At 36.0% G+C, this 13,670-nt stretch carries 14 protein-coding genes and 1 tRNA gene; 14 read left to right on the top strand and 1 reads right to left on the bottom strand.

Annotation, left to right across the window (positions count from 1 at the left end; all coding sequences use genetic code 11):
* Window positions 1-116: 116 nt before the first annotated feature.
* The 3 genes from trxA to CD29_RS09850 all read left to right on the top strand — a co-directional run bounded on the left by trxA (window position 117) and on the right by CD29_RS09850 (window position 3,693).
* On the top strand, window positions 117-431 hold the full coding sequence (gene trxA, locus CD29_RS09860; protein WP_036186016.1) for a thioredoxin: 315 nt from the start codon (window positions 117-119) through the stop codon (window positions 429-431).
* A gap of 215 nt (window positions 432-646) precedes the next feature.
* Complete coding sequence (uvrC, locus tag CD29_RS09855) at window positions 647-2,437, top strand: excinuclease ABC subunit UvrC (RefSeq protein WP_036186014.1); 1,791 nt, start codon at window positions 647-649, stop codon at window positions 2,435-2,437.
* A 32-nt stretch (window positions 2,438-2,469) separates the two neighbouring features.
* Entirely contained in the window at window positions 2,470-3,693 is a 1,224-nt protein-coding gene (locus CD29_RS09850) for an aspartate kinase (protein ID WP_036186013.1), read from the top strand.
* Between the two features lie 546 nt (window positions 3,694-4,239).
* Here CD29_RS09850 and CD29_RS09845 read toward each other — a convergent pair.
* Window positions 4,240-4,659 carry a YslB family protein gene (locus CD29_RS09845; protein ID WP_197061753.1) on the bottom strand — a complete coding sequence of 140 codons (420 nt, stop codon included), beginning with the start codon at window positions 4,657-4,659 and terminating at the stop codon, window positions 4,240-4,242.
* A gap of 256 nt (window positions 4,660-4,915) precedes the next feature.
* Here CD29_RS09845 and CD29_RS09840 point away from each other — a divergent pair, with 256 nt between their 5' ends.
* From CD29_RS09840 to CD29_RS09790, 11 genes are all read left to right on the top strand, one after another.
* Window positions 4,916-5,530, top strand: coding sequence for a succinate dehydrogenase cytochrome b558 subunit (locus CD29_RS09840; RefSeq protein WP_036186010.1), 615 nt, complete (start codon window positions 4,916-4,918; stop codon window positions 5,528-5,530).
* Window positions 5,531-5,580: 50 nt separating this feature from the next.
* Window positions 5,581-7,326 carry a succinate dehydrogenase flavoprotein subunit gene (gene sdhA / locus CD29_RS09835; protein ID WP_036186009.1) on the top strand — a complete coding sequence of 582 codons (1,746 nt, stop codon included), beginning with the start codon at window positions 5,581-5,583 and terminating at the stop codon, window positions 7,324-7,326.
* Window positions 7,327-7,348: 22 nt separating this feature from the next.
* Complete coding sequence (sdhB, locus tag CD29_RS09830; protein WP_036186007.1) at window positions 7,349-8,131, top strand: succinate dehydrogenase iron-sulfur subunit; 783 nt, start codon at window positions 7,349-7,351, stop codon at window positions 8,129-8,131.
* Between the two features lie 305 nt (window positions 8,132-8,436).
* Window positions 8,437-8,880: an acyl-CoA thioesterase gene (locus CD29_RS09825; RefSeq protein WP_036186006.1), complete on the top strand. Its 444-nt coding sequence runs from the start codon at window positions 8,437-8,439 to the stop codon at window positions 8,878-8,880.
* Window positions 8,881-8,952: 72 nt separating this feature from the next.
* The gene (locus tag CD29_RS09820; protein ID WP_036186004.1) at window positions 8,953-9,174 is read left to right on the top strand and encodes a helix-turn-helix domain-containing protein; all 222 of its coding nucleotides are present in this window, start codon (window positions 8,953-8,955) and stop codon (window positions 9,172-9,174) included.
* A 598-nt stretch (window positions 9,175-9,772) separates the two neighbouring features.
* Entirely contained in the window at window positions 9,773-10,567 is a 795-nt protein-coding gene (racE, locus tag CD29_RS09815) for a glutamate racemase (RefSeq protein WP_036186001.1), read from the top strand.
* 164 nt (window positions 10,568-10,731) lie between these two features.
* On the top strand, window positions 10,732-11,481 hold the full coding sequence (rph, locus tag CD29_RS09810; RefSeq protein WP_036186000.1) for a ribonuclease PH: 750 nt from the start codon (window positions 10,732-10,734) through the stop codon (window positions 11,479-11,481).
* Window positions 11,482-11,533: 52 nt separating this feature from the next.
* On the top strand, window positions 11,534-12,127 hold the full coding sequence (locus CD29_RS09805) for an XTP/dITP diphosphatase (RefSeq protein WP_036185998.1): 594 nt from the start codon (window positions 11,534-11,536) through the stop codon (window positions 12,125-12,127).
* Window positions 12,128-12,186: 59 nt separating this feature from the next.
* Complete coding sequence (locus CD29_RS09800) at window positions 12,187-12,681, top strand: metallophosphoesterase (protein ID WP_036185995.1); 495 nt, start codon at window positions 12,187-12,189, stop codon at window positions 12,679-12,681.
* 96 nt (window positions 12,682-12,777) lie between these two features.
* Window positions 12,778-12,851 (top strand) — tRNA-Arg (locus CD29_RS09795).
* 380 nt (window positions 12,852-13,231) lie between these two features.
* On the top strand, window positions 13,232-13,600 hold the full coding sequence (locus tag CD29_RS09790) for a hypothetical protein (RefSeq protein WP_036185993.1): 369 nt from the start codon (window positions 13,232-13,234) through the stop codon (window positions 13,598-13,600).
* The last annotated feature ends 70 nt before the right edge of the window (window positions 13,601-13,670 follow it).

The raw sequence follows: 13,670 nt of genomic DNA, 5'->3' as shown, positions 1-13,670 counted from the left end.
TTAAGCATGTAAAAAGGTTGTAAATATTTTGTGCTTTTTTCAGTTCACTTTACTACCTCTCTTTTTTTTTGCGTGCTATACTACATTAAGATGTTAGATTTAAGGAGGCTATGAAAATGGCAATTGTACATGTAACAGATCAAAACTTTAATGAAGAAATCGCTAATGGCGTTGTATTAGTAGACTTTTGGGCTACTTGGTGCGGACCTTGTAAAATGATTGCACCAGTACTAGAAGAAATCGATGCTGAAATTGGTGACCAAGTAAAAATTGCTAAGTTAGACGTTGATAATAACCAAGCGACAGCAGCAGAATATCAAGTAATGTCAATTCCGACTTTACTATTATTTAAAGACGGACAACAAGTTGCAAAAACTGTTGGATTCCAACCTAAAGAAGCTTTAATTGAGTTCATTAACAGCAATAAATAATTTACGACTACAAACCGAGTGCTAAAGTACTCGGTTTTTTTATTTTTATAATCTAGTTTAGGTAAAAAAATATTTCCTTGAAATAGTCCTATACTCATAAACTGCAAACAAAACCCCGATAATTTCCTACAATTTAAAGAATAAATGACTTTTTCTCGCTTTTGTGGTGTCACACAACTTATAATTATGAAAAATACCCTAATAGGTGATCGTTTATGAATGAAAACATTCAAAATAAATTAGCCATATTACCCGATGAACCTGGATGTTATTTGATGAAGGATCGACAAGGCACCATTATTTATGTGGGTAAGGCAAAAATATTAAAAAACCGTGTGCGTTCTTATTTTACTGGTTCACATGACGGCAAAACCCAAAGACTTGTGAGTGAAATTGAGGATTTTGAATATATTATTACTTCTAGTGATTTAGAAGCATTAATATTAGAGTTAAATCTAATCAAACTTCACGACCCAAAATATAACGTGATGTTAAAGGATGATAAGTCCTATCCTTACATAAAAATTACAAATGAAAAGTATCCTCGTGTTCTCATTACACGAAAAGTAAAAAAAGACAAAGCAAAATATTTTGGACCTTATCCAAATGCAGGTGCAGCAAATGAAACCCGAAAATTGTTGGATCGTATTTATCCCTACCGAAAATGCAACAAACTACCAGATCGTGTTTGCCTCTACTACCATCTAGGCCAATGCCTAGCTCCTTGTGTAAAAGAGATTGACCAAAATGTGTTTAATGAAATGACAGATGAAATCTCAAAATTTCTACATGGTGGCTATGAAGAAGTTAAGGAAAATATAGAGAAGAAAATGTTCGAAGCGGCAGAAAACTTAGAGTTCGAACGCGCAAAGGAACTTCGAGACCAAATTCAACACATTGAAACTGTAATGCAAAAACAAAAAATGGTCAGTGGAGACATGTCAAACCGTGATGTATTTGGATATGCAGTAGAAAAAGGATGGATGTGTGTTCAAGTATTTTTTGTTCGACAAGGAAAGTTAATCGAGCGTGACGTCTCTATTTTTCCAATCTATCGTGATCCAGAGGAAGAATTTCTTACATATGTCGGCCGTTTCTATGATATTGCTGAACATATTAAACCAAAGGAAATTTTTATTCCAAATGAAATAGATAAGTCCTTACTTGAAAAACTTCTTGAAGTGAAAGTGTATACGCCAAAACGTGGTTCAAAGAAAGAACTTGTTGACCTAGCCATGAAGAATGCACAAATTGCAGTACGTGAAAAGTTCCAACTAATTGAACGACAAGAAGAAAGAACAATCGGTGCGTCTGAGGAATTAGGAGATGCGATGAATATCGCTACACCTTTACGTATTGAAGCATTTGATAATAGTCACATGCACGGCACCGATGCAGTTTCAGCTATGGTAGTTTTTATCGATGGAAAACCTGCAAAAAAAGAATATCGAAAATATAAGCTAAGAGAATCACAAGCACATGATGATTACGGTGCAATGCAAGAAGTAATACGTCGCAGATATACGCGTGTATTAAAAGAAAATTTACCTTTACCTGATTTAATTATTATTGATGGTGGGAAGGGGCAAATGGAAGTCGCGCGTGAAGTTATTGAAGATGAGTTAGGTTTATATATCCCAATTGCAGGGCTTGCAAAGGACGATAAACATAATACGTCTCAATTGCTATTTGGCGACCCTCCTGTTCCTGTCGAAATGAAGCGTACAAGTGATGGCTTTTATTTATTGCAACGTATTCAAGATGAAGTTCACCGTTTTGCGATTACGTTTTTACGTCAGCAACATCAAACAAATGCAATTCAGTCTGTTCTTGACGAGATTGAAGGAATCGGTCCAAAACGTAAACAGCAATTGTTAAAACATTTTGGCTCAGTAAAGAAAATTCGAGAAGCTTCTAAAGAAGATTTAATACAAGCAAAAATACCGGCTAAACTAGCTGAATCGATACATCAATATTTTCATAAAGATTCAGAATTAACCGAGTAATTATATTTGAAGTAATTAAAGGGGGATTTTAAATGTCGAGAATTGTAATAAAGCTAGATGAGCATACATTTGTATCGCCTGATCGAATAGATCAAATAACTAAGAGAATTATCAATGAGAAAAATAAAGGGGTGGATGTTGTTGTAGTTGTCCCATACATTCATTTAATCGATGAAAAGTTAAGACAATATGCTTATACATTATCTGAAAAGCCGACTCAGCGAGAAATCGATTCAATTCGTTCAACAAACACCCAAATTGCAAGTAGTTTACTAAGCATTGCACTAAATAAAAATGGTTTTCAGGCAATTTCACTCACTGGTTGGCAAGCAGGTATTTCCACTGTTACTCCTAACCGCAATGTGTTAATAGATCATATCGAAAGTGAAAAAGTAAATAATTATTTAAAAACCGGTGTGATTCCAATAATTGCTGGTGGTCAAGGGGTAGATCAGGAAAATAACATTACTCTTTTAGGAGAGGGTGGGCCTGAGACAACTGCAGTTGGGGTTGCAGTTGCGATTGGTGCTGAAAGGGTAGATATTTACACAAATGCGGTAGGAGTTTTCACCGCCGATCCAAAAATAGTAAAAACAGCAAAAAAAATTAAGCAAATTTCATATGATGAAATGTTGGAACTATCTTTGCTGGGATCAAAGATTATTCATCCTCGGGCAGTAGAATTAGCAAAAAAATTTAATATGCCATTAAATGTTTGTTCAAGTATAGAGGACGTAGCAGGAACACTTATCAAGGGAGAGTTAGAGATGGAGAGAAATTTAATTGTTCGTGGAGTTGCATATGAAACGGATATCATTCGTTTAACAGTTGGATATGAATCTTATGGCCATGCCTCATTAGCTAGTTTATTTACGACATTAGCCGAAAATCATATAAATGTAGATATTATTGTACAAGCTGTAATTGATGGGGTGAAACCAACTGTCTCGTTTTCAATTGAAAAAGAAGTTTTTGCAGAAGCTATCAGTGTTCTTGAAACAAATAAAAAGCAGCTTGGTTTTGGCTTTGCCGATTTTGAAGTGGGCTTAGCGAAAGTATCAATTGTTGGTTCGGGAATGGCATCAAATCCAGGAGTAGCTGCACGCATGTTCGATCGTTTAAAAAATGAAAACATCCAGGTGAAGATGGTAAGTACCTCAGAAATTAAAGTTTCTGTAGTAGTCCCTCAAGATGATATGGTTCGAGCTGCAAATGCTTTACATGATGAATTTAATCTAGTTGAAGAATTAGTTTAATAGATTGTTTTGTTGATTTTGTAAAGTGTGGCTAGGGGGTCGATTTTCGAACAGTGATGTAAAGTGTCTAGTAACCCGGAATGAATCAGTGTAGGTGGGGAAATGTGCTGAGTTATCCCAAAAACTTAAGTTATTGGACAGTAGAGGTATAAATTGCCTCGAAGTTGTCCCGAAAACTTGTCTTATTGGACAATAGAAGTGGAAAAAGCCACAGAGTTGTCCCAAAAACGTGAGTTATTGGACAGTAGAGGTAGAAAAAGCCAGGGAGTTGTCCAAAAAACCTAAGTTATTGGACAGTGGAGGTGGAAAAAGCCACGGAGTTGTCCTAAAAACGTGAGTTACGAGACAGTAGTGGTTGAAAATACTGTTGAGTTGTCGCGAAAAAAGGAATCTGATACTGATCTGAATATCAACCAAGCGTTCTCCAAACACATAAGAATAGCGAACAAGATACAGAAAAAAATACAAACCGAACTACTACGAACAACTATTACCCGTTCGCAGTAGTTCGATCCTCTCAAAGTTGGGACACTCTCGCTCCAACCCCTAACTCATTTTCTCCTTAACATCCCACTTAACAGTAAATTGAACAACGTTAGCTTTTTCTTTCTTCTCATCATAACATTCAGTTAAATACCCTTTAAATACTTGAATTTGCTCGGCGATAAAACCTGCTTCCAGTCGGAATTTACGATTTTTAATGTTAAGTAGATCCAAATCTTCATTTGTAAGTTGTAAGATGTAACCGTCTTTCAATTCCTTTTCGATTGTTAGAGATCCCCAACCTGTATCGTTAAAAAATGAAACGATTAACTGCAAGTCACTGCAAGGGAATTTTCTAGCTATATCTTTTCCTACCCAGTAAAGAACATCGTCTTCATGTTTCCCTAGTATTGTTGGTAGTGCATAGTCTCTTATAATTTCATAACCGAAAGCTGGAATAGTTTTGTGGTGAGAATTCATGATACGGATTACCTCGTTCCTGTATGTAAATTGTATTTTATTAAATTTTATGCAGTTTTTTCCGGAAAAGTATACAAAATCTTTGTCTAAATTATGTATAAAAAATCCCAAGTTGCCTTGACGGTCATCCACGATGAGAGTACAATGGACATGTCATAATATTGTAACATGATGAAATATGCAGTCAATATTAGATGGTATAAAATTGTTAAGAGTATTGACTCAGTATTTTAAATGTACTTAGAGGGGGGTAACCATCTTGTCGAAGAATCAAGAGTTTTATTGGCGCCGCTTACATTCTCTATTAGGTGTAATTCCTGTAGGTTTGTTCTTGGTGTTCCACTTGTCACTTAACTTCACTGCTACTGGTGGAGAAGAGGCTTACAACAATGCAACTGGACTAATGGAACTAGTTCCACATTGGTTATTACTAATTGTTGAATGGGTAGTAATTTACATACCACTTTTATTCCATGGTTTGTATGGGGTATATATCGCGTTCACTGCTACTCCTAATGTAAAGCGCTTTAGTACTTTCCGTAACTGGATGTTCGTTATACAACGTTTTACAGGGGTATTCTTAGTAATATTCATAGCATGGCACATCTTCCAAACTCGTATTCAAAAAGCACTTGGTGCTGAAGTTAACTTTAATATGATGGAAGAAATAGTAGCAAATCCTTGGATGTTAGGTTTCTACATTGTAGGTATTTTAGCAGCTACGTTCCACTTAGCTAATGGTCTTTGGGCATTCCTAGTAAGCTGGGGAATTACGCAATCACCGAAGTCACAAAAAATTGCTACTTACATTACAATGGTATTATTCGTAGTAATTAGTATCGTTGGTGTGGCAGCAATTCTAGCATTCGTTTAATAGATTTGCATAAACTTCCAATAGTAAATAATGAGGAGTGAGGAATAATCATGGCGAAAAGCAAAATAATCGTCGTTGGTGGCGGATTAGCAGGCTTAATGGCTACAGTTAAAGCTGCCGAAGAAGGCACTGAAGTAGAATTATTCTCATTAGTTCCCGTTAAACGTTCACACTCTGTTTGTGCACAAGGCGGAATTAATGGAGCAGTTAATACAAAAGGTGAAGGGGATTCTCCTTGGATTCACTTTGACGATACAATTTATGGTGGAGATTTCTTAGCAAACCAACCACCAGTTAAAGCAATGTGTGATGCTGCACCTGGGATCATTCACTTATTCGACCGTATGGGTGTTATGTTCAACCGTACCCCAGAAGGCTTACTTGACTTCCGTCGTTTCGGTGGAACATTGATGCACCGTACTGCATTTGCTGGTGCAACAACTGGTCAACAATTACTTTATGCATTGGACGAGCAAGTTCGACGTCATGAAGTAGCTGGACTTGTAACTAAATACGAACATTGGGAATTCCTTGGAACAGTAATTGACGATGAAGGCGTTTGTCGCGGAATCGTAGCTCAAGATATGCAAACTGAAGAAATCCAATCATTCCGTTCAGACGCTGTTATTATGGCAACTGGTGGCCCTGGTATTATCTTCGGTAAATCTACTAACTCAGTTATCAACACTGGTTCTGCAGCTTCTATCGTATATCAACAAGGTGCTACATATGCTAATGGTGAGTTTATCCAAATCCACCCAACTGCAATTCCTGGAGATGACAAAAACCGCTTAATGTCAGAATCAGCACGTGGTGAAGGTGGACGTATTTGGACTTATAAAGATGGTAAGCCTTGGTACTTCCTAGAGGAAAAATACCCTGCTTACGGTAACCTAGTACCTCGTGATATTGCAACACGTGAAATTTTCGACGTGTGTGTTAACCAAAAATTAGGTATTAACGGTGAAAACGTAGTTTACCTAGATCTTTCTCACAAAGATCCACATGAATTAGATATTAAACTTGGTGGTATTATCGAAATCTACGAAAAATTCGTAGGAGATGACCCACGTAAATTACCAATGAAAATCTTCCCTGCAGTTCACTACTCAATGGGTGGAATCTGGGTAGATTACAATCAAATGACAGAAATTCCAGGTCTTTTTGCAGCTGGTGAATGTGATTATTCACAACACGGTGCAAACCGTCTTGGAGCTAACTCATTATTATCTGCTATTTTCGGTGGATCTGTTGCAGGTCCAAACGCTGTTAAATATGTTAAAGGTTTGAAAAAGCATGCGGAAGATCTTCCACAGTCTCTATATGACGCTCGTGTTCAAGAAGAACAAGCGAAGTGGGACAACATCCTTAAAATGGACGGTACTGAAAACGCATACTTACTTCACAAAGAACTTGGTGAATTAATGACTGATAACGTAACAGTAGTTCGTTATAACGATAGACTAGAAAAAACATACAATACTTTACTTGACATGTTAAAACGTTGGGAAAATATTAACGTTAACGATACTCAAAAATGGAGTAACCAAGGTGCTCACTTTACTCGTCAATTGAAAAACATGTTATACCTTGCTCTTGTAATTACTAAAGGAGCACTTTTACGTAACGAATCTCGTGGAGCGCACTACAAACCTGATTTCCCAGAACGTGATGATGAAAACTTCCTAAAAACAACAATGGCGAAGTATAATCCACAAACTGGTGAACCTGAAATCAGCTATGCAGAAGTAGACGTTTCATTAATTCCTCCACGTAAACGTGACTATTCTTCATAAAAAATAAAGGGGGTTTTTAATCATGACAACAGCCGTAGGAACTACTAGTAGAACGGTGAAACTTGAAATCCTGCGTCAAGACAAAACAGGTGAATCTTCACGTTGGGAAAAATTCGAAGTTCCTTACCGCCCTGGTATGAACGTTATTTCAGCATTAATGGTTATCCAACAAAATCCTGTTACAGCTGAAGGTCAAAAGACTACTCCTGTAACTTGGGACTCAAACTGTCTTGAAGAAGTATGTGGCGCATGTTCGATGGTTATTAATGGTCGTCCTCGTCAATCTTGTTCAACATTAGTTGACCAATTAGAACAACCAATTCGTTTAGAACCAATGAAAACTTTCCCAGTTGTACGTGACTTACAAGTAGACCGTAGTCGTATGTTCAACGCTCTTAAAAAAGTAAAAGCTTGGGTTCCAATCGATGGTACTTACGATTTAGGTGAAGGTCCACGTATGCCAGAACGTAAACGTCAATGGGCATATGAATTATCTAAATGTATGACTTGTGGTGTATGTATGGAAGCATGTCCAAACGTTTCTGAAAGTGCTTCTTTCATCGGACCAGCTCCACTTTCACAAGTACGCTTATTTAACGCCCATCCAACTGGTGCTATGACTAAAGACGAACGTTTAAATGCAATTATGGGGGATGGAGGCCTTGCAAACTGCGGTAACTCACAAAACTGTGTAGCTGCATGTCCAAAAGGTATTCCTTTAACAACTTCTATTGCTGCTTTAAACCGTGCTACTACTGTACAAATGTTCCGTAACTTCTTCGGATCAGACCATATGGTAGACTAATTTAACAAAATTTATTTTTTTGAAGGACATCTAGTCAAAGTTTTGACTTTAGATGTCCTTCTTTTCATTTCTTGCATAAACTGAGTGTATGATTCTCATGAAATTGGATTTCGTTAAGTAACTCAACGATTTTATTCTGAATACAATAAAACACTAAAGATATCAACGCCATTGACTCAGTTTTAAAAATAGCAGAGATTAAAGTACCATTAATACAACAAAAGCAACAAGGAGAAATGGGTATAGATAAAGAAGTTAAACTAATTGATAATTATTTTAATGGCTACAAAAGGAGATGTAGAAATTTGGGAACAAAATACATTGATAATCCAATAGAATGGGAAGAAGAATTTACATTTCATATTGAAGTGAAAGTACGGTTTTCAGAAACAGATATGTATGGTCACTTAAATAATACCGTTCCATTTGTTTATTTTGAAGAAGCTCGGATTGAATATTTAAAGCATATTGGCTATTACAACTGGGCCTCATCTAATTCTGAAAAAATTATTGTCGTGGCAGATCTTCAATGTGATTTTTTAAAACAAGTTTATTTTGATGAAATTCTCAAAATCTATGTTAAAGCTGCACATGTTGGGACTTCTTCGGTAGATATTCATTACTTAGCTAAAAATGCAGAAGACAAATCTGTATTTACTGGCCGCGGTGCTTTAGTACAAATAAATAAATCAACAGGAAAGGGAGCCCCTTGGACAGAAAAAGAAAAAATAATATTGCACGGGAAATAGTGAAAATGCCCTCACAGCATAAACACTCTCAACATACTTTACATAGAAGAGGAGATAGGAGGGTGTTGCCTTATGAATAGCCCGCAGCATCGTTCGCTTTTGACGAAAAGAGAGCGTGAAATTTTCCAATTACTAATTTTAGATTATACAACGAAGGAAATTTCGCAAAAGCTGAATATTAGCGAGAAAACGGTGCGTAATCATATTTCAAACACGATTCAAAAACTAGGTGTATCAAGCAGATCACAGGCATTGATTGAATTGCTGAGGCTAGACGAATTATCATTACACTGATAGGATACTTGCTATTTCCAAGAAAACACTTCAAAATAGTATTAACTTCATTTATATAAATTTTTCACCATTTAGTTGAGACATACAAAAAAATGGTGTTGGTCTATAGTGTCTTAAGAAGAGTATTTAGGCAATGAAGTAATTGTCACATCGCACCAATAATAAAAAGTGATTAACTTTTAAGTTGTGAATGTGACAAGGTCATAAAAGAAGTGTTACTATTGAGCAGGTTGAAAGAACTCATATAAGGATTTGTTCTTACGAAAACTTCACTTTTCAAGTTTTAAACAAAATTATTGCAACCTAATCAGTGAAAGATGAGAAACTACTTAAGCAATAGTCACTCAAGGTTGGTTACTGAATCGGGCAATATGACAATCGGGATGTTTTTAAATCGTGTGTTTTTAAAACCTAACCGAGACATGTAAATGAAATAAAAAAGTAGTGTATTTTCGTTAGAAACCAAATGTTATCTACAATACATGTAACAATCATTCAAAACAATTAGACACAATTTATATGAACAAGATTCGAGAATTCTGTATAAGGATTCTCTTATCTTTGTGACTATGTAAAGGTAAAGGATCGAGGCGGTACTATGAATGCCCCTATAGGCGTAATTGATTCTGGGGTTGGTGGTTTAACTGTAGCAAAAGAAATTATGAAAGTTTTACCACAAGAATCTATTTATTATATTGGTGACACTGCGAGATGTCCTTATGGACCGAGAAATAAACAGGAAGTACGCATCTTTACATGGCAAATGGCAAAGGCATTACAACGCATGAACATAAAAATGCTCGTCATTGCCTGTAACACTGCCACTGCTGTTACATTGGAAAGTTTGCAGAAGAAATTACCAATTCCTGTAATAGGAGTCATTAATCCAGGAGCAAGAGCCGCTGAGAAACAGACAAAACGAAATGAAATTGTCGTATTAGCAACAGAAGGAACAATTAAGAGTGGCGCATATGAAAATGCATTACTTTCTTTAAGTTCGAACGCGAAAATAATTCCTCTTGCTTGTCCTACATTTGTACCACTTGTTGAAAGTGGAGAGTACGAAGGGCAATTTGCATTCGACTTAGTAGCAAATGGATTAAAACCACTGGCAAATAAAAAATTTGATACTGTTATTTTAGGTTGTACTCATTACCCAATTTTACAGCAACATATAGAAAAAGTAGTTGGACCAGATGTTTCAGTACTTTCTTCTGCTGAGGAAACAGCAAAAGAAGTGGGTGAATGGTTAGCATATAACAACCAATTGAATCATTGTGGTGAACAACCTCATCACGTTTTTCATACAACAGGATCCGTACCTATTTTTCGTATGATTGCAGAAAAGTGGTTAGATATAAACGACCTAGACATTCGCCGTATAAAGTTATAATATTTCTTTCGGAGAGTGGGTAAAGTTAACAATATTATCAAAAAAATTAGTGCCTGGTACCATTGTGTACTAGGCACGATTTTATCTCTAAATTTAGACAAGCAGTAACTAAGACGAGAAACAATTGGCTTCTGATTTGAAGATTCTTTTTAGGAGGACAAACTATGAGCAGACATGATGAAAGATTATCAAATGAATTAAGAGCTGTAACCATTGAACCAAACTATTTAATGCATCCAGAAGGATCCGTATTAATACAAGTAGGGAATACAAAAGTGATATGTACAGCTACAATTGAAGAAAGGGTTCCTGGATTTTTACGTGGTCAAGGCAAAGGTTGGATTACTGCGGAATATTCCATGTTACCAAGAGCTACAGCTGAAAGAACACAACGCGATGCAACTCGTGGGAAAATCAATGGGCGTACAATGGAAATTCAACGTCTAATTGGACGTGCTTTACGTTCGATCGTCGATTTAGAAGCCCTTGGAGAAAGAACGTTATGGGTGGATTGTGATGTCATTCAAGCAGATGGTGGAACACGTACAGCTTCTATTACTGGAGCATTTGTGGCACTGACTCAAGCAATTGCAAAAATTCATCAAAATAAACCATTTTCAAGGTTTCCAGTGACTGACTTTTTAGCAGCAACAAGTGTTGGTATTATTGACGAAGTAGGTCCTGTTTTAGATTTAAACTATATTGAAGACACTTCAGCAAAGGTAGATATGAACCTTATTATGACTGGCAGTGGTCGTTATGTTGAAATACAAGGGACTGGTGAAGAAGCAACGTTTTCACGTGAGGAATTAAACTCTTTACTCGCATTAGGCGAAGTGGGAATTACTAAATTAATTTCTTTACAGAAAGAAGTGCTTGGAGAATCAGCAAATTTAGTTGGATATGTAAAATGATAATGATTTGAATCGTCAAATCTAATCGATAGAACATCTAGGAGGAATTATAATGAAGCAAGTTGTTATTGCAACGAAAAATAAAGGAAAAGCAAAAGATTTTGAAGCACTTTTTGCACCACTTGGATATGAAGTAGTAACAATGTTTGATGTAGCTCCGGATATGGAAATTGAAGAAACAGGAACTACATTTGAAGAAAATGCGGTTTTGAAGGCAGAAACGCTTTCTCGTGAGCTTGGTAAGCTTGTAATAGCAGATGATAGCGGACTTGCTATAGATGCTTTAGGAGGCGAACCAGGGGTATATTCTGCACGCTATGCTGGCGATCATGATGACGAAGCAAATATTGTTAAAGTGCTAGATAAATTACAAGGTGTTCCCGAAGCAGAACGCACAGCTCGATTCTGTTGCGCATTAGCAATCGCTGGTCCTAACCTTGAAACTTACACGGTTTTCGGAACATGTGAAGGTGTCATTTTAAATGAAAAACGTGGTACAAACGGTTTTGGTTATGATCCAATTTTTTATGTTCCGGCACTAGGACGTGCGATGGCAGAACTTACACCTGAAGAAAAAGGTGCGATTTCACACCGTGGAAATGCAATTCGTAAGTTAGCAGATGAATTACCAAATTTGTTGAAATAATTAAAACAAGAGCACATTGGGGATGGAGCTTTTTTTGTAATTTTAATTGAGGTGATGTTATGAAACTTCTAGTTATGAGTGATACCCACGGAGATGCTGAAGTCATTAAACAAGTACGAGAAAGGCATATGGATGTAGATGCCATCATACATTGTGGTGACAGTGAATTACCGTTTGATCATGAATATTTACAGAGAGTAAAACGTGTGCGTGGAAATTGTGATCGAGACTCCAGATATCCTGAAGAAGAACTATTTGATGTCTCGGAAAAGCGAATCTTTGTAACACATGGTCACCTATTTAATGTAAAATCAACTACAATGAATATATTTTATCGTGCAAAAGAACTTGAAGCTGATGTCGTATTTTTCGGTCATTCACATGTATTAGGCTGCGAACTTTTGGATAACGTATTATTTGTGAACCCAGGTAGTCTTTTAAAGCCTAGAGGAATTGACGATAAAAGTTATGTGATCATGGAGTATATTAATGACCAATGGATCGTTTCAGGCTATACTGATGAAGGGAAAGAAATCTTCATAAAAAGATTTTAAATTTCCTAAAAAACTTTTTCATAAAGTGTTGACACTTATCTGTTTTAGGGATATAATAAATCTTGTCTTTAAGGGAAATATTCTCTTGAATACCATGTCTCAGTAGCTCAGCAGGATAGAGCATACGCCTTCTAAGCGTACGGTCGGGGGTTCGAATCCCTCCTGGGACGTAATAAGGTTCAGAAAGAAGAATTTTGAACCAACTAAAAAAGTTTCAAATCCTTATACAATGAGGGTTTGAAGCTTTTTTTATATTTTTGATTACGAAAGAAAAAGATAGAAGTTGAAAAGTTTCTACACAAATTCTACACATTTTCTACAGTGTTTTAATATGAATTGTACTTAAAATAATGTGAATTCCATTATAAATTGCTGCACATTTTAACTCTAACTTTGAATAGATGTTCGTTTAAATTAAAACATGATTATTGATTATAATGTTTCATATTATTGTGAAGAAATTCACTTAAACTACCATGAAAGAACGTAATTATCTTTCATTCTCTGTGGTGAATCTTTTGATTCATGTATGGCTAACGGGGCAGGTTAATTGAATAAGGTAAAAGGAGTGGGGATAACGAAGTATTTATCAACTTTTATGTTACTTCTGTTAATAGCGGGTTGTAGTTCGCCAATTTCCTCGATTGAAGGGCTTATTGGTAATGTTCATCAAAATAGTATTGAGGTAGATTGTACTGATGCTGTTAATAGAGATAAAAAAGGAGATATTCCATCCATAGGATATTTTTGCAATGTTAACGTCACTGAAGATACTCTTATAACTGATAATAAAGGGAAATCTATAACAATTGAGGACTTGCAACAAGGACAAACGGTTAATGTTATTTTAAAAGAAATAGCAGATATTAGCGTAAATAAAAGAGATATTACTGCTACGGAAATAAAGGTTATAAAATAGGAAGGGCTTTTCTTTAACAAGAAATGCCCTTTCTTCTTGAACTAACGAAGGCTTTAATTATATTGAATTT

Origin of the sequence: Ureibacillus manganicus DSM 26584 (assembly GCF_000772945.1) — a bacterium.
Taxonomy (GTDB): domain Bacteria; phylum Bacillota; class Bacilli; order Bacillales_A; family Planococcaceae; genus Ureibacillus; species Ureibacillus manganicus.
Note: the sequence above shows the minus strand (reverse complement) of the source record. Positions and strands in the feature narration are given on the sequence as shown.

Coding starts and splice junctions, on each gene's coding strand:
- trxA (WP_036186016.1), top strand. CDS start 117: ATGGCAATTGTACATGTAACAGATCAAAACTTTAATGAAGAAATCGCT.
- uvrC (WP_036186014.1), top strand. CDS start 647: ATGAATGAAAACATTCAAAATAAATTAGCCATATTACCCGATGAACCT.
- CD29_RS09850 (WP_036186013.1), top strand. CDS start 2,470: ATGTCGAGAATTGTAATAAAGCTAGATGAGCATACATTTGTATCGCCT.
- sdhA (WP_036186009.1), top strand. CDS start 5,581: ATGGCGAAAAGCAAAATAATCGTCGTTGGTGGCGGATTAGCAGGCTTA.
- sdhB (WP_036186007.1), top strand. CDS start 7,349: ATGACAACAGCCGTAGGAACTACTAGTAGAACGGTGAAACTTGAAATC.
- CD29_RS09820 (WP_036186004.1), top strand. CDS start 8,953: ATGAATAGCCCGCAGCATCGTTCGCTTTTGACGAAAAGAGAGCGTGAA.
- racE (WP_036186001.1), top strand. CDS start 9,773: ATGAATGCCCCTATAGGCGTAATTGATTCTGGGGTTGGTGGTTTAACT.
- rph (WP_036186000.1), top strand. CDS start 10,732: ATGAGCAGACATGATGAAAGATTATCAAATGAATTAAGAGCTGTAACC.
- CD29_RS09805 (WP_036185998.1), top strand. CDS start 11,534: ATGAAGCAAGTTGTTATTGCAACGAAAAATAAAGGAAAAGCAAAAGAT.
- CD29_RS09800 (WP_036185995.1), top strand. CDS start 12,187: ATGAAACTTCTAGTTATGAGTGATACCCACGGAGATGCTGAAGTCATT.